The 20,755-nt window shown below is 68.5% G+C and carries 14 protein-coding genes; 3 read left to right on the top strand and 11 right to left on the bottom strand.

Translation table 11 applies throughout. The features are described from left to right. Nucleotides 1-613 precede the first annotated feature (613 nt). The 11 genes from VF167_02645 to VF167_02595 form a co-directional block, all read right to left on the bottom strand. Entirely contained in the window at nt 614-775 is a 162-nt protein-coding gene (locus tag VF167_02645; GenBank protein HEX6924296.1) for a hypothetical protein, read from the bottom strand. 251 nt (nt 776-1,026) lie between these two features. Beyond that, nucleotides 1,027-2,310 (bottom strand): DUF4157 domain-containing protein, encoded by a 1,284-nt coding sequence (locus VF167_02640; GenBank protein HEX6924295.1) that lies wholly within the window; start codon nt 2,308-2,310, stop codon nt 1,027-1,029. A gap of 998 nt (nt 2,311-3,308) precedes the next feature. Further along, complete coding sequence (locus tag VF167_02635; protein HEX6924294.1) at nt 3,309-4,547, bottom strand: prolipoprotein diacylglyceryl transferase family protein; 1,239 nt, start codon at nt 4,545-4,547, stop codon at nt 3,309-3,311. A gap of 88 nt (nt 4,548-4,635) precedes the next feature. Then, nucleotides 4,636-6,717 (bottom strand): DUF4157 domain-containing protein, encoded by a 2,082-nt coding sequence (locus tag VF167_02630; protein HEX6924293.1) that lies wholly within the window; start codon nt 6,715-6,717, stop codon nt 4,636-4,638. Beyond that, nucleotides 6,714-6,971 (bottom strand): hypothetical protein, encoded by a 258-nt coding sequence (locus VF167_02625; protein ID HEX6924292.1) that lies wholly within the window; start codon nt 6,969-6,971, stop codon nt 6,714-6,716. The genes VF167_02630 and VF167_02625 overlap by 4 nt, the downstream gene beginning before the upstream one ends. Next, nucleotides 6,968-9,241 carry an ATP-binding protein gene (locus VF167_02620; GenBank protein HEX6924291.1) on the bottom strand — a complete coding sequence of 758 codons (2,274 nt, stop codon included), beginning with the start codon at nt 9,239-9,241 and terminating at the stop codon, nt 6,968-6,970. The genes VF167_02625 and VF167_02620 overlap by 4 nt, the downstream gene beginning before the upstream one ends. After that, nucleotides 9,238-10,542, bottom strand: a complete 1,305-nt coding sequence (locus VF167_02615; GenBank protein ID HEX6924290.1) for a DUF4255 domain-containing protein — start codon at nt 10,540-10,542, stop codon at nt 9,238-9,240. The genes VF167_02620 and VF167_02615 overlap by 4 nt, the downstream gene beginning before the upstream one ends. Beyond that, complete coding sequence (locus VF167_02610; GenBank protein ID HEX6924289.1) at nt 10,539-11,465, bottom strand: hypothetical protein; 927 nt, start codon at nt 11,463-11,465, stop codon at nt 10,539-10,541. Before VF167_02610 ends, VF167_02615 begins: the two co-directional genes overlap by 4 nt. Continuing rightward, nucleotides 11,462-12,208 carry a hypothetical protein gene (locus VF167_02605; GenBank protein HEX6924288.1) on the bottom strand — a complete coding sequence of 249 codons (747 nt, stop codon included), beginning with the start codon at nt 12,206-12,208 and terminating at the stop codon, nt 11,462-11,464. Before VF167_02605 ends, VF167_02610 begins: the two co-directional genes overlap by 4 nt. Before the next feature lie 4 nt (nt 12,209-12,212). Then, nucleotides 12,213-12,740, bottom strand: coding sequence for a phage tail protein (locus VF167_02600; GenBank protein ID HEX6924287.1), 528 nt, complete (start codon nt 12,738-12,740; stop codon nt 12,213-12,215). Nucleotides 12,741-12,751: 11 nt separating this feature from the next. Continuing rightward, nucleotides 12,752-14,332 carry a phage tail sheath C-terminal domain-containing protein gene (locus VF167_02595; GenBank protein HEX6924286.1) on the bottom strand — a complete coding sequence of 527 codons (1,581 nt, stop codon included), beginning with the start codon at nt 14,330-14,332 and terminating at the stop codon, nt 12,752-12,754. Between the two features lie 996 nt (nt 14,333-15,328). Between VF167_02595 and VF167_02590 the strand changes: the two genes are divergently transcribed. The 3 genes from VF167_02590 (at nt 15,329) to VF167_02580 (ending at nt 20,726) form a co-directional block, all read left to right on the top strand. Further along, nucleotides 15,329-16,096: a sigma-70 family RNA polymerase sigma factor gene (locus VF167_02590; protein HEX6924285.1), complete on the top strand. Its 768-nt coding sequence runs from the start codon at nt 15,329-15,331 to the stop codon at nt 16,094-16,096. A gap of 65 nt (nt 16,097-16,161) precedes the next feature. Beyond that, the gene (locus tag VF167_02585; protein ID HEX6924284.1) at nt 16,162-17,196 is read left to right on the top strand and encodes a FecR domain-containing protein; all 1,035 of its coding nucleotides are present in this window, start codon (nt 16,162-16,164) and stop codon (nt 17,194-17,196) included. Then, nucleotides 17,193-20,726, top strand: coding sequence for a TonB-dependent receptor (locus VF167_02580; GenBank protein HEX6924283.1), 3,534 nt, complete (start codon nt 17,193-17,195; stop codon nt 20,724-20,726). The genes VF167_02585 and VF167_02580 overlap by 4 nt, the downstream gene beginning before the upstream one ends. Nucleotides 20,727-20,755 lie beyond the last annotated feature (29 nt).

The following is a 20,755-nucleotide window of genomic DNA, read 5'->3' as shown; positions in this document are numbered from 1 at the left end:
GTGGCAAGCGCCGGCGCCGACGCGAATGGTGTGGTCGCTCCCGCGTCGGACGATACCGCCGATGGCCCCTCGCTTCCGGTCACAGGTGGCCGAGATCCCGTCCGGGCAGACGCTGAAGAGAACGATCCCGCGTAGTCGGTGTCTGTAGCGGAGTCGTCGGTTGTCGGGTCCGGCGACAAGCCGTCCAGATGAGGCTTGAACGAATACGCCTCGCGGAGCCTCGCGCGTCCGCGTATTGCGGCCGACGATCCGGACGCACCCGCCAACGTGCTCGCCAGCGTGCTTCTCGTCCAACCGAGATCTCCTGCGACCCGGGCCGATGCACCCCCGGCGAGGTGCAGGTAGGCGGATCGGCGCCGCGTCCGTGTCGCGTCGATCGGCGGTTCGCTCGTCGCTTCGAGCGCCGCGTCACGCAACATTACTTCGGGGGAGGGCCGGGCCGCCGACCAGCGCTGCAGCGTAGCGCGCTTCTTCGCGCATTCCGAGCACTCCGACCCGTCCGGCGTGTGCCGGCCACAGGCGCACTTGCGCTGAAGCCGCAGCTCGTTCTTCGAGCGGAGCTTTGCCGCTGTCTGCTGTCCGACGGGGGCCGGAGTCGGGGCTACGCGTTCGCTCACCCGCCCTCCTTCTCGTATTTGGAGCGGTTGAGCTCCCACCACTCCTTCCATCTGACCACGTCTTCCTCGGTCACTAGATCGGGCACAGTCGAAGGCGGATCGGGAACCAGCCTCGCCAGCGCTCGGATCGCCAGGTGGCTGAGTGGCTCATAGACCATTCGTCCCTGAAGACGCTCCCCGTGAGGGCCGCGCCAATCCGGATCGAATCCCTTTTGCTGTCTCCAACTCCGTTCGTCCAAGCAAGCAGCGAGGAGCGAAATGGCTTGAGCTCCCCCGAGCTCCTCCAGGCGACGGATGGCCTCGTCCTGCACGTCCGGATCGTCGCTTGCTAACGCTTGGCGGAGTTCAGCGAATTGCATGTGCTTGTTCATGCAGCGGACATTCAGTTCGGGTCGGTATGTCGCCGCGGTCAGGGGTTGACTGCGTCCCAGTCGCGCTTGCGTACCTCGCAGGGATTTGAAGCATTCCCCACCTCGTACATCACGTCTTTGGAATCAGTGCTTTCCCCGCGTCGGCCCATTGCGTGACCTAGCTCGTGCGCCGACACGTTCTCCTCTGAGTTGACATGCGTGCTTTGGATCCACGTTTCCCCTCGCGATCTCAATGTGAAGGCGTGGGGGATTTCCATTTCATTGATGAAGTAGATATTGAAGTCCACGCCGTTCTTCTTTGCGCCTGCCGAGATTGCGTTGATCTCGGCGCTTGTGGCAGATGCGAGGACGGGGTCGGCAAGCTTCTGATTCCCGTCCAAGTCCCAACCAACGCTCTTATCGTCCCGTGTAACCGTGGAGAAAACGTTCGCCTGCTTTCCCCAGATCGTGTCGTTGAGGTAGGTCTGTAGTGAGGCGGCCGTAGGAACGTTGGCGGGTACGAGGTCCGGATTGTTCCTGGTTTCTGTTACGGCGTGGATTGCTACGGTCTTGTCGACGCGGTCTTTGACGCTGACCCCCAGGGTGGCGAGAACGCTTGCGGAGCCGGCGCGCTTAGCTTCAACTACGGTGTCGCCTCTGGCTACGCCGGTGAGCGACAGGGTCTGAGGGCTGGACGTGGCGGGGCTCGGCGAGACTGTGACCTTGGACCGGTCGCTTTCGAATACCACCTGGCCGGCGTCGGCCGCGGGATTGATGACTGCCTTAGCCTGACGAGTTCCGCCCGTGGGAACCATCAGCGTTGGGGGGTTGATGGTATCGTCAAAGCCCGAACAGGCGGCGATCGGTTGGAATGTGACGGTTGTAGCGGTGGCCGGAGATCCTCCGGTGGTACTGCTTCCCGTTGGGGTCGACGAATCTCTGGAGCAGCGTTGCAGCGCCAGACCGGAACGAAGCTGTGGAACTGCGTCTACCGCCGCTCCGGCTAGCCGCTGCCGAGCTCCGCTCCAAAGTGAGGTCACCGCCCCGACTGCCGAACGATCGGCATCCTTCTCCAGTTCATTGTGCGAGGCGCTGCCTACTTCGAGTGACTCGGGTGTGGGTGATCCACTCCCTTGCTGAATGACGTGCGCAAGCTCGTGTGCAATAAGCGCGTCGCCCGCGAGCGTTCCGGGCCGGTATTCACCGGCGCCGAACGCCACGTGCTCACCAACGGTTAAGGCGCGGGCGTTCTGCTCGGTTGCAACCCGCCCCGCGTCTGCATCAGTGTGCAACTGGACTTTGGAGAAGCTCCGGCCGAAAGCGCTCTCCATGCGACGACGCACGCCACTCTCCATTCGGTGGCCTCTGCCCAGTCGCGCTCGCACAGCCTGCGGGTGGTCGGTAGGACGGCCAGACGCAGCTTCTTTCCCCTTGAGTTGAACTGTTTCAGTCGCGATTGGCTCCGATTCACTCGGAGCACCCGCCGGTCGCGGTGCATCCTCGGGAACGCCGGTGATCTCCCCCGTGACCACCCACCGTTCTACTCCTTGTCGGACCCGCGCAGCCACCATTGGCACATAGTCGCTGGCCGAGCGGGCCGTCCGGGTTTCGGGAGCGTATCGCCACAAAGCTCGTTCGACATACCCGGCATCCTTCCCGCGGTAGTAGTCGAACCAGAACCGAAGGTATGGGCAGCCCTCGGTAGATCGGTCTGTACCAGCGAGAGCCGCCTCGGCCTCCGCGCACACGGCGGTCTCCAGCCGCTCCAAGAAGTGGGTTTTCCGTAGCTGGCCGGACCTGAGTTCGCCAGCGTCGTCTTCCACGAGCAGCGGCTCGGCAGGTTGCCCGGACAACGTCTCGCTAGGGGATTCACTGTCCGCTCCTTCCACGGAGGGGCCAGCAGCAGCGCTCGTCGTCGCAGGCGAACCTTCGCCCAAGCTCACCTCTGTCTCGGATGCAGTGGCTCCGCCGCCGGACTCGATCTCCGATCCGGTTCGCTGGCGCTCCGTGGTATCAAGCTCTGGGAGAGCGCGCTGCTTCGTCGAGACTGCCTGGCGTGTCGTCGGGGTGGCTCGCCGGCTCAAGTCGACTCCGAATCGCGTCGACTCCTTCCCCCTCACCGCGGCTGCTGGGGCTCTTGGGGCTCGTGCAATCGTCTCCGGCCCTGGCCGATCGAGCGACCAGCGCTGTAGACGCAGCCGCTTCTTCCGGCACTCCTCGCACTCCCCTCCGCCTGTGGTGTGCTGGCCGCACGCACATTTGCGCTGGAGCATCAGCTGCCCCTTGGTGCTGAGCTCCGGCGCGGCCGATTGCCGCGTAGCCGAGGCGACCGCTTGCTCGCTCATCGCGCTGCCGCCATGTCCGACGTGATCCCGGCCCCCCCGGCGCCAACCGGAGTCGCGCCCTCCGAGCCCGCATCCGTACGAATCAGGAAGTGGAAGATCCCCTCTCGCCCCGGAACCAACTCGCCGCTGGCGTCCGGATGCCGTAGCCGGATCAGCAGCCGGCCCACGGCGTCGGCATCGACCCGCCTCCAAGGCGCGTTGCCGGAAAGGGTGTAGTGGCGCAGAACTCCTCCCGTCTCCTCGACCGCACCCGCGGAGATGTTCAGCCCCGCGGAGGTCCGCGCGACATTCACCACCGTCGCTCCGTCGGCGGTTCTGGTCGGCGCACCCGCAGCTGCCAGCAGATCCACCGCCTCCGCCACCTCGCGAATGTGCCGCGGGCTGAGCAACCGGTGGCGCGAGTCGCCCCGCCGCCGGCGGTGAAGCGTCACGGCGATCATTGTGGCCACCATCCCCGCGGCAGCCGCCACATGCCACGCCTGGGAGGGGATGACGCCGCGCACCTCACCGGCGATCACGACCAGCATCAGCAGCAGGGAGGTCCACTGCCCCTCGGAGAACCCTGCCCGGTACGGACGCGCGTCGCCGCGCAGGAACTCGAAGCCGAAGCGGCCCACATCGTAGACCACCACGTACCAGGCGAGCGCCGCCCCCGGCGGTGCGCCCCGCAGCACCATCCACGCACCGACCAGGACCGTGGTGAACACCCACGCCGACTCCACCAGCTGTATGGGGAACAGGCGCACACCCACGAAGGGCCGCGTGAAACCCTCGTCCGCGTGCTCCTGCCGGTAGCAGACGCCCCAGCGATGCGGCCGCCCGTGGCAGCACCCCACCATGAAGCACCCCACCCGGCCGCAGAACAGGAAGGTTCCGACTCCGAGAAGCGTTACGTCCAGATAGGAGAGGACCGGCTGGCGGAAGGCCCACAGCATCAGCGTGACCGTGGTGAGGATGGCCACCTCGTGGTGGTAGTAGATCAGCTTCTCCTCGCCCGTCACGATCTTCGTGGCCATGGCCAGCGCGAGGAAGGTTGCGCACGCGGTCAGGGCTGCTCCGGCCAGCACCCACGCAGACAGGTCACGCTGAGCGGCGAGCACGCTGGCCAGAGCCAGGGCTGCGGCGAGTCCGGTCAGCCCGCAAACGTGGAAGGAGGAGCGCTTGCGTCCGAGAACGCGGACGTGCGGCCGGACGAGCCGGTCCATTCGGCGGCTGAGGCTGGATGTCGTCACCATGCGCCTCTCCTGTTCTTTCGGACTGCTCTGGATCGTCGGATCACCACCGCCCATCCTCCCCGCAGCCGACCCGCACTACATCCGGCGTCTACCCCTCCTGCCTGCGGCACGCGGTGGGCGGCTCGGGATGAGCGCGACCGCTCGCCCGCACTTCCACGGGCCTGCGCTGCAGCAACTCGTCGCGCCTGGCCCTGTGTTCAGCCTGCTTCTCCGCGTTGAGGCAGTGGTAATAGCCCAGCGCGGCATCGATCAGCGCGACCCGGGTCGAATGAGACACGCGGCCCGTCCCGGGCAGCTCCGCAGCCAGGGCCTCCCGGTGGAAGGCGAGGAACTCGCGCTCGGCCTGATTCGCTTCTCCGGTCATCCCCGACCGCCACTGCTCGATGTGCTGTAGCTCGTGCTGAGTTTGCAGCACGCGCCTCGCGAAGCCGCGCTCGTCCGCATGCTCCACGAAGTAGCGCCCCACTCGGATGTGCCCGCGGATGGTCGTTCCATCGCGTACGGTCGTGACGTCGAGCCCGGACAGGTCGGCCTGGTACGAGATCCCGCTCACCTTCTCGGCATCGGCGGGGAAGTACTCGCAGATGATCCGGGTGACCACGGTGACCGCGCGCTGCTCGATGGGTTGCGACTCGTCCTGGGCGATGGCCACGATGGCCTGTGCGCGGGGGTCGAGGCGGCCGGCCGGCGCCGCGGTTTCAGTCGTGCCGGCCGATCTGGCGGTAGTGCTGGCGGGGCACGACAACCGGGTACCCACCGCGCCAGCGGCGGCGGGGGATGCCGGCGCCCGCGCGGCCGTTTGCTGTGACGCGCACCGGGATATGCGAAGCCCGGAGCGCAACCCGGCCGCGGCCCTGGCCAGCGCTCCGCTTGTTCCCGACCAGAGCGCGGCCACCGCGCCCAGCGCCGCTTCATCGGCATCGCGCTCCAGAGCGCCGTAGCTCGCGCTATCGGCGGCGCCCTTGCTCCGAGCTTCGGGCGAGGCACCACGCTGCTGGACCACGTGGGCCAGCTCGTGCGCGATGAGGGCGTCGCCGACCGGGGTTCCGGGCCGGTACTCACCTGACCCGAAGGCGATGTCGCTGCCCACGGTGAATGCGCGGGCGTGCTGCTCGGCGGAGAGCCGGCGCCCGACGGCATCCGTGTGCGTGCGTACGCCCGCGAAGCTCTGGCCGAAGGCGCGCTCCATGCGCATGCGAACGCCGCTCTCCAGCGGCCGCCCGGGACCGAGCGCCTGCTGCACGGCGGCCGGATCGTCCGCCGCGCGAACGCCCCCATCGGCGGCCTTGAACATCAGTCCCCCGACAGCCGAGGCCACGGCCCCCATGCCGGCGGCGAGTCCGCCCATGCCCGGCATGGCCATGGGCAGATCGTCCGGCACACCGGTGATCTCCCCCGTCTGGACCCAACGCTCCACGCCGCTGCGCACCCGCGCCACGACCAGCGGGACGTACTCGGCGGCCGACCTCGCGCTCCTCGTCTCCGGAGCGTAGCGGCGCAACGCGGCCTCGACGTGCGCGGCGCTCTGGCCCCGGTAGTAGTCGAACCAGCCGGCGAGGTAGGGACACCCGGCCGTCGAGCGCCCGGCCGCCGCGAGCGCCGCGTCGGCCTCCGCGCAGACGGCGCTCTGCAGCTGATCCAGGAACTCGGATTTTCTCAGCTGCCCGGGTTGCAGGTCCGTGGCGTTGTCCTCGGCGATCAGCGGCCCGCCGGCCGTGGGTCCTGCCGGCTCCTGAGCCGCTTCGGGGCCCGGCGCCGGCTCCGCCACGGGAGAGGGCCCCGGAGTGAGAGCGGACGGTGCGGGTTCCGCCGTGGGTTCCGCGCTTGCGGCGGGGCGCGCCTCCGGGGCGGTAGGCGCCGCGTCCAGCGGTTGCCTCTGCACCGTGAGGACGGTGCGCAGCGCGGGCCCCGCGGCCGAGCTGCGAGCCGCAACGCGGCTCAGATCAGGCCCTGGACCGCTCCCTGCCGTGCGGGCCCGGGAGCCCATGGCGCGCGAGGACAGGTCGTCCGTCCCCTGACTCTTACGCTGGAGCAACTTCTTACGCCTGCACTTCTCGCATTCGCCCCCGGGGGCGTGGTTGCCGCAGGCACAGGCACGCTGCACCGCCAGGCTGCTGGTTCGCAGCCGGACGCCGCCGGCGGCGGGCGCGGGCGCCTGGTGGAAGCTCACGGCAGCAGACTCCTGTGGACGGCCGCGCCGATCTCACGCCCCAGCGGCTCGGGTGCCGCGCTCGCCGGGACCTGGAAGTCGGCGCCGCGCACGTAGGCCAGCGCTCCGCTCTGGCGATAGCCGTCACCGAGACCCCGCTCCATCAGGAGACGCGATACCTCGGCCTGAACCGCCGCTTGGAGTGCGGGACCCTGCGCCGCATCCAGCTCGAAGCCGTCCAGGACGAGCCGCTCGATGTGCAGGCGAATGCTCATGCCGCCGCCGCGGGATCGGGTCCAGCCGGTGGCGACCCACCTGCGGCCGCGGGTTCTTCCGGCTCCGTCCAGTGCAGATCCGCATCGTTCCAGGGGCGCTCCAGCTTGCGGAACTCGCTGCGCACGGCCTCCAGCACCAGCGGCATGGTCACGGGCGAACCGCGCTCGGCTGCCATGAACGCCGAGTTCAGCGCCACGTTGGCGATGCTGCCGCCGGTGAGGTTGAACCGCGCCAGCCGATCGAAATCGAGTCCGCGCTGAGGCGTCTCCGGGGGCCAGGCGCGCTCCCAGATCGCCCTGCGCTGTGCCTTGCCCGGGAAGGGGAAGTTCACCACGAAGCGCAGCCGCCGCATGAAGGCCTGATCCAGCGCGCTCTTCATGTTGGTCGCGAGGATCGCCAGCCCCCGGTACGACTCCATCCGCTGAAGCAGATAGTTGATCTCGATGTTCGCGTAGCGGTCGTGGCTGTCGCGCACCTCGCTGCGCTTGCCGAAGAGCGCATCCGCTTCGTCGAAGAAGAGCAGTGCCCCTCCCCCTTCGGCGGCATCGAAGACACGCCGGAGGTTCTTCTCCGTCTCGCCGATGTACTTGGAGACCACCGCCGACAGGTCGATGCGGTAGAGGTTCAGCCGCAGGTGATTGGCGATCACCTCGGCCGCCATCGTCTTCCCCGTACCGCTCTCGCCCGCGAAGAGGGCGTTGATGCCCAGCCCCCGGTTCATTCGCTGCCGGAAACCCCAGCGGTCGTAGACGGTCGTGCGCCGCGCTACCTGGCTGGCGAGCTGCCTGAGGAGGTTCATCTCCTCGGGAGGGAGGACGATGTCGTCCCAGGTGGCCACCGGCGTCAGCCGCTGCGCCAGCCGGTCCATCTGCGGCCCCGTGACTTCGAGGCAGGCGTCCCACAGCCTTTCTTCCAGCGTCGGACCCACTTCCACGACCGTCGCCTCCGCTGCCGCACCCTCCGCTTCTCTCTCCGCGACCGCTCCCTCTCCTTCAGCGCCCGTATCTTCGACCTCCACGGCCACCCGCTCATCCTCCGCCTGCTCGTCCGAGCTCCGCTCGCGGGCGCGAACCGATCGCACCACCTGCCGGATGGTGTGGATGTTCAGGTTGAACTGGCCCGCCAGGAGAGCTGGTGTTTCACCCGCATCGTTGCCGAGCGCCTCGCTCCAGGCGGCCAACTGTTCGGAGGGGAGGGGCTTGTCGACGTGGACGGCGTGCATGGACGTCCCCAGCGCCCGCTGCTCGCGCGTGCTGAGCAGAAAGACGCCGCGGCTGCGAGCCAGGAAGCGCTGCAGCGCGCCCACGCGATCCGGCGCGGCGGCATCCCCCTTCGGCTCGCCGTCGAGCTCGTGTGCGTCCAGGAAGAGGGCGATCGGCAGGAGGATGTTCTCGCGCTGCCAGAGCCGCGCGAGCGACTCCATCTCGCCGGGCTGCTGAGGAAGTGCCTCTACCGGCATGCGATAGAGGTTTACCGCAAGCGCAGCCGCGGCCTGCTGCGCCACCAGCTGCTTGCTGACGGGATCGATCCCCACCAGCTGAACCAGCGGGGTGGAGCCGTTGTCGGCCGCCAGGCGCAGCGTCTGCTCGACCGAGACGGCAGCAGCCTGCTGCGAAGGCGGAAGCGGTCCCTCCAGCGTTGCTTCGAAGGGGATCAGCAGGGGCGCAAGCCGGTCGTCCAGGTAGTTGAGTCCCTTTACATAGTTGACGATCCGCTCGTCCGCCCGCAGCGCGCTGGTGGTGAGCGGCTCCGCACCCGGCTGGTTGATCTCGATGAGCCGCCAGTAGCGCAGCGGTCGCTCGGGCGAGAGGAGGTCCCAGGCGGGGTCATCGAAGAGCGCCACCATCAGCGCGAAGGTGGGATAGGGCCGCGACGGGTCGTGCTGGGCGCGCGCACACAGGCCCGCGATCCCCGTGTCCAGCTCCAGCGCGGTGCAGAGGAGGAGCGCCTCCTGCTCGAAGCGCGACAGGCCGAAGCGCCGGGCAAGGATCACCAGTGCAGGCGGCGGATCCACGGCCTCGGTGGCCGCCATTTCCGCCGCGGCCTTCTCGATGTCGGCGTCGGAGGGACCGCCCGGGGCCGCCAGCAGCGCGGCCGGTCGCTCCTCGCGGCGCGAGAAGAAGCCACTCCTGGGAGGCGCTGGAGGGGCCGGCGCTGACGGTGGATTCTCCGGGCCGGCGAGCCGCTCGAGCCGTAACCGCAGCCAGTTCAGCGCGGCCGCGAGATACGCCTCGTTCTGCTCCTCCCAGCGAAGCTGATCCTCGGTCATGGCGTGATCGTCAGCGTCTGGGCCGCGTCGAACTGCGGCAGCGCGGCGGTGAAGTCGATCGGAATGCTGTCGGCCCCGTCCACCCGCAGACGCACGACGTGCGTGCCCTCGGCGATGCCGCTCACGGAGAACACGAGGGTAGTGGCGGCGTCCGGATCGGCGGGTGTGGTGACGCTGCTCGGCAGGATCTCCCGTCCGGCCAGGAGGAGGGCAGCACGCTGCTCGGGGAGCACCTGCGGCCGGCAGGTCAGGGTGAGGTCGAACGGCTGGGCCCCGACTGGCTGGCTGGTCGGTGCGATGGAATCGATCGTCGGTCCCAACGCGAAGGGGAGCCGGTTGGTCGTCCAGGATGGTACGTCCGGGCGACTCACCACCAGCTCGACGGTGTACACTCCCGCCGGCCACGCCGCGGGCACGCCGGGATCGGACGCGGCGGGGAGTGTCACCGACACCTCGGTGTCGGTGCGCTCGGCGGGGATGACCTCCCGCGGCTCGTCCAGGCGAGCGTGGCGGAAGCGCGCCGTCAGCGGGTCGCTCCCGAAGCTCGTCCCGGTGAGCACCAGCGTATCACCCAGCTCGGCGGCGGGCTTCCCGAGGGCCGGGCGGCTCGGCAGCGTGGGATCGAAGATGTCCCGCACCTCGAGCAGGGTGGGACCGGGAGCGGCAATGGCCACCGGCCCCCGGTCGTCCGCGCCCCGTCTGAGCACCGGCAACGGCGAGATGGACGACCGCGTGCTCTCGATCAACACGACCGACACCTGGTAGGCGGCCGACAGCCTGTATTCGGACTGGAACCCGGTCCACAGTTTGGAGACCTCGTCCAGCGACACCGGCTGCGGGGTGATGCGCAGGTTCTCGAACTGGGTGTCCAGCTCCGCCTGAGGCAAGGCGCTGCGGATCTCGGCCCTGCTCAGGACCGGGTGGTCGTGCAGGATCCGCATCGCGGTACCCAGGAGCACGTGGGCGATCAGCTCGCTATCACCCTGCCCGTAGGCGGTGAGCATGTAGTACAGGTTGAGCGCCAGCGCGGGCTGCCCCGTCTCCCCCGGGCGGACCCGCTGCGGCAGGTCCATGTTGCGGTAGGCAGCGCTCGGCTCCGCGTGGTAGAGAAACAGGTTGATCTGGTTTCGCGAGTTGTCGCCGTCCCCGTTGCGCACGCGATCCAGCGGTAGCGTGGTGATCTGGATCTCCGCCGTGGGACGCGTGTCCGTGGGCAGCGACGAGAAATCCGTTGCTGCGACGTTGTTCAGCAGGTTCCGCAGGGTGCGGGTCACGGCGGCGATGGCGAGCGCGTTGCTCATGGCTTGTTCCCGCTCGCGCGCTGGCGCAGGTACTCGTCGAGGCTCATCACCGGCGCCTGCGCGGGAGTGCGACGCGGACGCTGGGCCGGCTTCGCGGCCCGGATTTCGAGCCGGCCGATGGTCACATGGATGTCCGGCACCGCCGGCCGCGAGGCCGATTCCGCGGGCTCGCGGTGCCGATCCACACCGGAGGGAAAGGTGGGGATGGGCGGCTGCGGAGCCCGCTCCGGGGAGGGTCGCAGAGCTTCCGGGCGCCGCGGCTGAGGGCCGGTGGTCACCGTGGGACGGAAGACGGGACTCTCGGCTCGCTCCCTCTCGATTACCCTCTCCAGCACCGTCGTCTGCTCGACCCGCGTCTCCCGCACGAGGTTCGGCACCATGGTTGGCACGCCACTGGACGTCGACGTCGGTGTCGACGGCGAGGTGAGGACGGACCGCTGCGGCTCCTGTTCAGTGCGGCGTGGGACCATCGGCGACGGCGGGGCGGCGGGAGCTCGTCCCGATCGCCGACTCGTCCTTGTGATCGGCTCCACGATCGGATCGCCACTCGATCGCGGCGGCTCGTGCGATTGCGAAGAATCGGGGCCGTGTCCCGAGCGGATGGGCTCCGGGTCCGGGCTCACTCGCGGCGGGACCAGGGCCGGCGCGGATGGTGGCGCCACAACGGAATGCGGCTCGACCGCGGTGCTGGCGGCCGGTCTCGGCGATCGAGCCGATGCCGGGGCAGATGGCAGCGTGTGGCTGTCGAAGGGGGGTACAGCTGCGGGTGGGGCCAGAGGCTGCGGCGCAGCCACCTCCTCGACCTGCTCGAGCGGCATTTCCGGGAAGGGTCCGGGCATCTCGAACAGGGAGATCGGGCGCGGGCGCACCGTCTCCGCCATCCCCATGCTCCGCTCGACGAGGCGACCCAGAAAGTCACTCATCCGAGTACCATCTGCAGATAGAGCTGCCGGCGTGTCGGGCTCAGTGCCAGGATCTCCCCCTCTCGCCAGCCGTAGGCGGAGGCCAGGACGTGGACGTCACGCAGCGTCCGTACGGCCCAGCTCTCGATCTCCGCCCAGAAGTACGAGACGATGTCGAAGACCGCGGTCCAGGTGTGGCCGCAGCCCGGGCAGGCGAGATCGGTGTGCATGTCCGCCTGCGGATCACACTCCTCCATCCGTTGCGCGACTGCGTTCAGCACCCGGGCGGGAAGGCGCCGCACGGGACGGCTCCTGCCCTTCCTGCGCGCGCGGAGCAGGCAGCGCTCGAGCAGCCGGCGTTCGGGGTCCGCCGCTCCTTCACCCGAGCTTTTCTCGGCCAGGCTCAGGAGGTCCGCGCTGTTCGGAAGCCGGAAGGCGACCTCCCAGCCGTCCTGCGCGAGCGTGTGCTCCGTCCCGTCGGGGGAGGCATCCCCGTCCCCCAGGAGGTCCCGAGCCGAGAAGCTCAGCTCCACGCGCTCACCGCAGGCGGGACAGCGCACCAGCGCCGTGAACAGCGGTCCGAAAGTCCACGAGCGCAGCCAAAGCAACCTCGCGTCGCGGCGACCGATGGGCAGCGCGAGTAGCGACTCCCGCGACTCGTCGGGGCAGGCGTACGACAGGAGGAGGAGCGCACGTTCGACCAGCGGCCGTCCGCGCCCTTCCTCCCAGGCGCGTAGCAGCTCCGGGGCGGTGAGGGCGCGCACGGTCTTACTCCGGCGGCTCGGTGAAGCTGGGCTCGGTGGGCTCGGTCACCGACGTGTCGCGCTCCCACCCCTCGTGCTCGAGCTTCAGCGTCTGGATCGCCACCGCGTTGGCGCTGGCGTCCAGCTCAGGCATGGCCTGGTATTCCGATGGCCAGCAGCGATGGACGTTGTAGGCGATGGCCAGCTGCCCGGCCTCGTTGTAGACCTCGATGACCACGTTCTTCCGGAAGTCCCTCAGCGAGACCTCCGAGCCGAGCCCGGCCCCGAAGTTCCAGACCTTGTTCGCCCACTTCTCGAACTCGGTGTCGTGCGTCACGCCCCGCTCGAGGGTGATGGCCTCGTACTTGGTCTGTCCGGGAGACTTGCGGACGGTGCTGGGGTCGCCGCCTTCCCGGTGCTCCACGACCTCGGTGGTGCGGCTGAGCGCGCTGATCTTGCTGACGCCTGCCACGTACCGCCCGTCCCACTTGATCCGGAACTTGAACGTCTTGTAGGGATCGAAGCGCTGTGCGTTGGTGGTGAACTGGGCCATTGGGCGTCTCCTCAGGTGTCGATTTGACCCGCGATCTGCTGGATCTTGATGACCACGAACTCGGCTGGTTTGAGCGGGGCGAAGCCGACCACGATGTTCACGATGCCCAGATTGATGTCGTTCTGTGTGGTCGTCTCCTTGTCCACCTTGACGAAGTAGGCCTCACGCGGTGAGCTCCCCTGGAAGGCGCCCTGCCGGAAGAGGTTCTGCATGAAGGCACCGACGTTCAGCCGGATCTGGGCCCACAGCGGTTCGTCGTTGGGCTCGAACACCACCCACTGGGTCCCCCGGTAGAGGCTCTCCTCGATGAAGAGCGCCAGCCTCCGCACCGGGATGTACTTGTATTCGTCCGCGAGCTGGTCAGCGCCGCGCAGAGTTCGCGCGCCCCAGACGACGCGCCCGGTCACCGGGAAGGAGCGGAGGGAGTTGATCCCGCGCGGGTTCAGCATCCCGTTCTCCTCGTCGGTCAGCGGGACCGAGAGTCCCTGGGTGCCGCGCAGGGCGGCGTCGATCCCGGCCGGGGCCTTCCACACGCCGCGCGTGGCGTCGGTGCGCGCGATCACGCCGGCCACGACGCCGCAGGGGACGAAGGTCGCCGGCTGGCCGTTGAGCAGCGGGTCGGCCTGGATCACACGCGGGAAGTAGATGGCGGCGTTGCGGGCGGCCGTGCCGGTCAGCGCGATGTCCGTGTCCAGACCGTCGCGGGCCTCCGCTGCGCTTCCCCAGCTCGCCGGAGGGTCCACGATCAGCATCGCGCGCCGCTCGACGCAGTAGCTCAGCGCCAGGTCCCAGACGGCCTGAGGTGTGTCACCATCGCGCGTGTCCGGCGGGATGCAGAGCAGGTTGAAGAGGTCGGCCTTCTCCAGCGCGTACAGTCCTTCCTTCGCCGCGCGATCCCCTTCGTACGCCGCCTGATCCAGAGGGGCGCTGTCGCTGCCCTCGGTGGCGACCGGGCTGCTCATGGTATCGTCGGCCCACACATCGTCGGTGGGGCCGGGGTCGGCGTGCGCGGTGGGGATACTGGTGGGGAGCGCTCCGCGGGTCCGCACCAGCTGGGAGTCGTTCTCCAGGACCCGATCCACCCGCCGCGGGCTCTCGGCCACCGTCAGGTTGAGGAACGTCTCGGTCGCGCCGGTGCGGGTGTCGCGCACCGTGAGGTTGAACAGGTCCGAGTCGCTCAGGCCGAAGTCGTCGAGCCAGGGCAGGTCGCTCGGCACGTCCGTGTCGATGCGGGCCCTCAGAGTGTTGCCCCAGGTCCCGGGATTCGCCGCCTCCAGCGGGAGGCCGTTGGCGTCGATCTGCGCCGCGGGCGTCGCCCCGTCCGCCGCCGTGTACAGGCGGACCACCAGCGCCTGCACCCCGCCGTTGAGGAAGAACGAGCGCACCGCGTAGCTCATCGGGTAGTCGATCCCCAGCCCGCCGAACTCGCGCTCGAAATCCCCGAAGTTGTTGATCGTGACCGGGTGGTTCACCCGCCCGCGGGCGGCGCGCCCGATGAAGGCGGTGATCGAGGTCGCCACCCCGACGATGGTACGCACACCGCTGGGGACCTCTTCGATGTAGACTCCCGGGTAGGAAAGGGTGACGGGCATGAGCGCACCTCCGTCCAGGGTGAATAGCCGTTCGAACGGCCCGGTCTTCCTGCGTGGACGTTTACGTGAAAGGCACTTTCGGGATAGCGAGCCAGTTCGGGGTGGGACTGAAGCCGAGTCGGACGTGCGCGGCGGGTAAGGCAGGGTGTTGGCAGGCCGCAGCGGAAAGCCACCTGAGGGGTGCGGCCGGGCACCAAAGTGCCGCGCGCTAACAACTATGTGACGCTATCCTGCTGAGCGCCAGGGTTTTGTTTTGGAGCGGGGAGGGAAGGGGGGAATTGCGAGGTGGGAGCTGGGTTTTCTCGGTTGGGTCCGGGAGGCCCCCGAGGCCGATCCTGGCGGGGGGATCCCTCGCGCGAGGTAGCGCCTCGAAGGAGCCCCGGCCTTGAGTGGTGGCCTGTAACCCCCCGTCGGATCACTTCCAAAACAATCGCGCCCAAGCCGCGTAGTGAGGTGAGAGAATGCGCTCCGCGGGCTGCCAGTAGTCTTCTGGCCACGTCGTCGATGGACGCGCCGTTCTTACGAGAATAATCCCCCCTTCCCGCCTCCCCCTCCCAACTCGAACAGGCACATTCGCGGGATCCCGCTACGCCGCACATAAGCGCATCGCATCGGCGATCCCGACAACTGCCTGGTAGCGTCGGTCCCACTGCTCGGAGGCGAGCCGGCAGCCACGGGCCAAACTCCCACAAACATCTGGGACTTCAGGACGGCTACCACGCGCCTCGGCCGCACGCTGAGCTGCGGGCGGGCGCCCAGCCGCACCGGCCGGGCTTTGCGAGCGGGATTTCGCTCCCCGGCCCCGCCACCGTGCCGGGCCCCCGTACGGGAGTCCGACGCGGGCGCGCGCTCCCAAGCAGCGCTCCGGCGCCAATGGGTAAGTTTCGCGCAGCCGCGCGTTACCTAGACAGCGTTCTGCAATTCATGGAGCGAGCATACGGCTGAGACCCAGTCCAGCGCCGCGCCCCACATCACCGGATCCGCCCGCCTCCGACGATGCCCCGGATGACGCTGCCGAGTCGATCCTCCGCGTTGCGTAAGGGAGCCGAGAGGGCGCCGCACACTGGCGCCTCGCCCGCCCACGAGGGTGTGTCGGCGATTCCCCTCTTCCCCCGCACGGCAGAGATGAGCGGTCCATCCGACGGACCGTCTTACGGCCAGCCGACGGAGGCCGCCCTGATGGGGCGGGTGAGCGCCGGGGACGTCCGCGCCTTCGAGCAGATCGTCGAAAGGCACTGGCGCCGCGTCTTCCTCTACGCGAAGCACATGCTCGAATACCCGGACCGCGCCAACGACATCGCGCAGGAGGCCTTCGCGCGACTGTGGCAGCACCGCGAACGCTGGGAGTCCACCGGCTCGGTGCGCGTCTGGCTGCTGCGGACGGCGCGGAACCTCGCCATCAGCGAGCAGCGCAAGCGAAAGGTACAGCGGCGCTGGGCTTCCAGCGCGGAGGCGCTGGAGATTCGCAGGCCCTCGACGCCCCTGCAGGAGGTCGAGCACAGCGAATTGCGCGAGGCCATCCGGGCGGCGGTGCAGGGACTCTCCCCGCGGAGGCGGGAGGTCTTCACGCTCTTCCACCTCCAGAACCTCTCCTACCGGGAGATCTCGGAGATCATCGGCATACGGCCACAGACGGCCGCGAACTACCTGCAGGCAGCCCTCGGCGACCTGCGGGCGGCGCTGCGCTGTTTCTACCCGGAGCTCGCGGCCCGGGACTCCGTGTCCTCGCCTCCGCCCGAGGACAGCGGAGCGAGGGACCAGTAAGCCGTGATCCGGGCCAGCGCGGCGGCCCGTTGTCCACCGTGAGCGACCGACTCCAGAGAATCCCAATGGACGAACTGATCTGCCGATTTCTGAAGGGGCGAGCCGCCCCCGAGGAAAGGGTTCGGCTGTACCGCTGGCGCGAGGCGTCGCCGGAGAATGCGGCGTACCACGCGGCGATGCTGCACCTCCTGGAGTTCGCGGAGTCGGCTGAGGCCGACGATCAGGTGCCCGACTCCCCGCCTGCGGCGGTCCTGATCCGCCGCGCCGAGCGGCGCTGGTGTCGGGCGCTGGGTCGATCTGGATGGCGCGCCGGTGTGGGGGTGTGGGGGGGCGCGCTTGCGGCCGCCGCCGTTCTGCTGCTGATGTTCCTCGAGGTCTCCGACCTCCTCCCGCGCCACCGCTTCAGCCTCGGAGCGGGGGAGTTCGTCACCGGCCCGGAGGAGAAAGCCACCGTGGCGTTGGCGGACGGGACGATCGTGAGGTTGGGGCCGGAGAGCCGGCTACGACTCTCGGGGGCGCGGGGTACGCGCGAGGTCTTTCTGGACGGTCAGGCCTACTTCGCGGTCGCCAAGATGCCCGGCTACCCCTTCCGGGTACGCACGCCCGCAGGTGACGCCCAGGTGCTCGGGACCCGGTTCGAGATCCGCACCCGCGGCGAGGACCTACGTCTCGTGGTGCTCGAGGGGCGCGTCGCCCTGGGCGTCGGGGGGCAGGAGGTCGAGGTGACCGCGGGCGAGGTCACTCGAATCTCGGAGGGCACGACGACCGCCCCGGTGAAGGTCCCGGACGTCCAACCGCTGGTCGCCTGGATCGACCACTTCCTCGTCTTTCAGTCCACCCCGCTGCGCGAGGTCGCTGCCGAGCTGGAGCGCGCCTATGGCGTGCGCGTGGAGGTGACGGACAGCACCCTCGCCGCCATGACCCTCACCGGCTGGTATGCCGACCGAACCTTCGACGACGTGTTCGCGATTGTCTGCGGCGTCATGCAGGCCAGCTGTGTGGTGGAGGACGGCGTCGCCCGAATCGAACCGGCTCACGCGCCCTCCGACCAATCGAGATGGATTCAATCCCGGTCCCTGAACCCTCGGGAGGGAGCATGAGTCTGATCGCGCGTTTCGGCGGCGCCCTGGTCGCGGCGATGCTGACCGCGACGACGGCGAGCGCCCAGCACCTGGGGCCTGTCGCGGTGAGAGAAGTCGCCGGGGCGGAGAATGTCCCCGTACTGCAGCGACTGGCGAAGCTCAGCGTGAGGGACGTGCCCCTCGATAAGGCCCTGATTCGCCTCTACCAGAGCTCCGGCGTGCCGGTCTCGTTCAGCCCGAGTCTCCTCTCGCCCGCCGATCGAGTGACCTGCGAGTGCCAATCTTCCACCATCGCCCAGGCGCTGGACCGGATGCTTGCTCGGACGCGGTTCTCCTACCAGGAGATCCGCGGCCAGGTCGTAGTGCTCGACACCGCGCGCCGGTCGGATGACGCCCTTGGTCGGATGTCGCCGTTCTTGACGCGGGGGATGCTCGCCTCGCGGCCGCCGATGCAAGCCTCGCTGGTGTCTCTCTCGTCGCCTGCCGTGGCGGAGCGGGGCAGCCGGGTCGAGGGAACGATCACCGGGGTCGTCACCGGTACGGATGGGCAGCCGCTCACCGGCGCGGTGGTCAACGTGGTGGGCACGCCGCTCAGCGACCTGACGGACGAGCAGGGACGCTACACCATCACCGGCGTTCCCGCGGGCAGGCAGACGATCCGAGCTGCGTACCCCGGCTATAACGAGGCCACCCAGTCGGTCACCGTCGTGGACGACCAGACCGCGACGGCCGACATCCAGCTCTCGGCCCAGGCCGTAGAGCTGGAAGGCCTGGTGGCGGTCGGCTACGGCACGGCACGGAGGCGGGATGTGACCGGTTCCATTGGCGTCGTGGATCCGGAACAGCTCGAGTCCATCCCGCACAGCAGCCCCGACCAGGCGCTCGTCGGCCAGATCGCCGGGGTGAACGTCACGATGCCGACGGGTCTACCGGGGAGTGCGCCGCAGATCCAGGTGCGCGGGGTGGGCGCCGTCGGGGCGGGCAACCAGCCGCTCTTCGTGGTCGACGGCTTTGCGCTGCCGCAGCCGGACAATCAGGCGGAGGCGCGGCTGAGGAACCCGCTCGCCAACATCCCCGCGGAGGACATCGAGTCCATCACCGTGCTGAAGGACGCCTCAGCCACCGCCATCTACGGTTCGCGCGCCTCCAACGGCGTGGTGCTCATCACCACGAAGAGCGGGCGCGTCGGACCGCGCCAAGTCCGAATCTCCGCCTACGCCGGCATACAGAACGAGATCGAATGGATGCGGCCGAAGATGGCGAATGCCCGCCAGTTCGCCACCTGGCAGAACATCCGATATCAGGACATGGTCGATCGCGGGGTGATCAGCGAGATTCCCGAACCCTACCGCAACCCCGACGCCTACGGGGAGGGCACGGACTGGTTCGACCTCGTGAGCCGGCCGGCCTACCTCTACAACGTACAGGCTTCAGTGAGCGGCGGGAGCCAGGCGGTCCGCTCGTTCTTCTCCGCTGGGTTCCAGCAGCAGCAGGGGATCGTACCGAGCACGGACTTCACCCGGCTCAGCCTGCGCGCCAACCTGGATTCACAGCTCGCTCCCTGGCTCGAGGCCGGACTGCGCCTGGCCCCGAGTTACACGCGGCGCAATCAGCCCAATGTGGGGGAGGGTCGCAACAGCGCGACGGGAGTCCCGATGCTGGCCTGCCCGCTCGCCAGCCCGTACGACGAAGATGGCAACCTAGCCCCATTCATCGACTCCTCAGAGGTCTGTCCCGGCGTCTGGACCTTCCCGAATCCGCGCTACGTCCTCGAAAACACGCAGGACGAGCGGAACCGCCTGAGTGCCCTGGCCTCGTCGTACCTGAGGTTCGACCTCGGGCACGGACTCATTGCCAACACCACGCTGAACGCGCAGTGGGTGCAGGGCGAGCGGAAGTACTTCTCACCCTCCACCATCGGCGGCACCAACCGGCCACCGCCCTCCGTTCCGTCCGGTGCCTACTCCGCCAGCAACTTCCTGAACTGGCTCAGCGAGACGACCCTGAACCTCACGACCGACGTCGGTCCGGGGCGGCTCGAAGGACTGGCCGGCGTCACCTTCCAGCAGCAGAACAGCTACGACGCCACCTTCGACGGCGACTTTCCGGACGACGACATCCGGACGCTCAATGTGGCCTCCAACCTTGTCGGCTCGAGCGACGAGCAGGGCTGGTCGCTGCTGTCCTACCTCGGTCGTGTGAATTACAACCTGGACGACCGATTCGTCTTCACGGGCACCATGCGACTCGACGGCTCCTCCCGTTTCGGCGCGCAGAACCGCTGGGGCGCTTTCCCGTCGGGTGCGGTCGCGTGGAACTTCCACAACGAGCGGTTCATGTCGGGTCTGAGTGGGACCATTCCCGAACTGCGGCTGCGCGTCTCCTACGGCCGGACAGGCAACAACCAGATAGGCAACTACTCGAGTCTCGGTGTGGTGGAGCGCGATGACTACCTGTATGGCGGCTCTGTGGCGGGCGGGAGAGAAGTCGCTACTCTGGGCAATCCGCGGCTCGGTTGGGAGCGGACGAATGAGTGGAACGTCGGCCTCGATCTGGGCCTCTTTGACTACCGTGTGCGGGCCACGATCGACGCCTACGACCGTCGGACCACCGATCTGCTGGTGCAGCGCTCTCTGCCAACGAGCTCCGGGTTCGAGACTGTCACCGACAACGGTGGGACAGTACGCAACCGCGGCATAGAGATCGGCATCTCCAGCCAGAACGTGCTGACGGAAGACTTCTCCTGGTCGACCGACATCAACTGGTCGCTGAACCGTAACAAGGTCCTCGCGCTGCCAGGCAGCGAACCGATCTTCTCGGGCAACTGGGGCGGCCAGCCCACCCACATGACGGCGGTCGGCCAGCCGCTGGCGATGTTCATTGGCCTGGTACAGGACGGCATCTACCAGAGCGAGGAGGAGATCGCCGCGGGGCCGGAGGATCCCGGCGTGATCCCCGGCAACGTGCGCTGGAAGGATGTAAACGGCGACGGCGTCATCACCGCGGGCGTGCCGCCGGAGGGTGACTACGCCATCATCGGTAATCCGCACCCCGATTTCACCTTCGGAATCACCAACTCGGTGACTCTGGGCCGCTTCGACCTCCGGGCCAGCATCACCGGCAGGAAGGGGGGCGACGTACTGCGCTTTGGCTACTACCAGTCGGCGATGAACGTCGAGGGTGTGTTCAACGTCGCGGCGGAGTACGTGGAGAACATGTGGACCCCGGAGCGGCCGGGCAGGATGCCAACGCCGCTCGGTAGCCGCGAGGCGATCCGCCGCTTCCACGTGCAGCACAGCGGCGTCGTGGCTTCGGGCTCGAACCTCTGGCTCCGGAACGTGACGCTGCGCTACAACCTGCCCCAGGTCGGCGGGCTGGGACTGGCGGACCTCTACATGACCGTCGAGAACCCGCTCATCCTCACCGGATTTCGCGGCAACCCCGAGGCGCAGAGTAACCAGGCGGCGGGGACGCTGACGCTGGGCATGGAGAACTTCGCCTATCCGGTCGCTCGACAGCTGACGCTCGGCGTGGATCTCCAGTTCTAGGGCGATCGGGACCGGCCGCTGATGACCGG

Source organism: Longimicrobiaceae bacterium (assembly GCA_036375715.1).
Lineage (GTDB): Bacteria > Gemmatimonadota > Gemmatimonadetes > Longimicrobiales > Longimicrobiaceae > DASVBS01.
The sequence above is the reverse complement of the archived record's forward strand: the minus strand, read 5'-3'. Positions and strand labels throughout refer to the sequence as shown.

Excerpts from the sequence above, each read along its gene's own strand:
- VF167_02590 (HEX6924285.1), top strand. The coding sequence starts at position 15,329 with ATGCCCCGGATGACGCTGCCGAGTCGATCCTCCGCGTTGCGTAAGGGA.
- VF167_02585 (HEX6924284.1), top strand. The coding sequence starts at position 16,162 with ATGGACGAACTGATCTGCCGATTTCTGAAGGGGCGAGCCGCCCCCGAG.
- VF167_02600 (HEX6924287.1), bottom strand. The coding sequence starts at position 12,740 with ATGGCCCAGTTCACCACCAACGCACAGCGCTTCGATCCCTACAAGACG.
- VF167_02580 (HEX6924283.1), top strand. The coding sequence starts at position 17,193 with ATGAGTCTGATCGCGCGTTTCGGCGGCGCCCTGGTCGCGGCGATGCTG.
- VF167_02635 (HEX6924294.1), bottom strand. The coding sequence starts at position 4,547 with ATGGTGACGACATCCAGCCTCAGCCGCCGAATGGACCGGCTCGTCCGG.
- VF167_02645 (HEX6924296.1), bottom strand. The coding sequence starts at position 775 with ATGGTCTATGAGCCACTCAGCCACCTGGCGATCCGAGCGCTGGCGAGG.
- VF167_02595 (HEX6924286.1), bottom strand. The coding sequence starts at position 14,332 with ATGCCCGTCACCCTTTCCTACCCGGGAGTCTACATCGAAGAGGTCCCC.
- VF167_02625 (HEX6924292.1), bottom strand. The coding sequence starts at position 6,971 with ATGAGCATTCGCCTGCACATCGAGCGGCTCGTCCTGGACGGCTTCGAG.
- VF167_02615 (HEX6924290.1), bottom strand. The coding sequence starts at position 10,542 with ATGAGCAACGCGCTCGCCATCGCCGCCGTGACCCGCACCCTGCGGAAC.
- VF167_02610 (HEX6924289.1), bottom strand. The coding sequence starts at position 11,465 with ATGAGTGACTTTCTGGGTCGCCTCGTCGAGCGGAGCATGGGGATGGCG.
- VF167_02620 (HEX6924291.1), bottom strand. The coding sequence starts at position 9,241 with ATGACCGAGGATCAGCTTCGCTGGGAGGAGCAGAACGAGGCGTATCTC.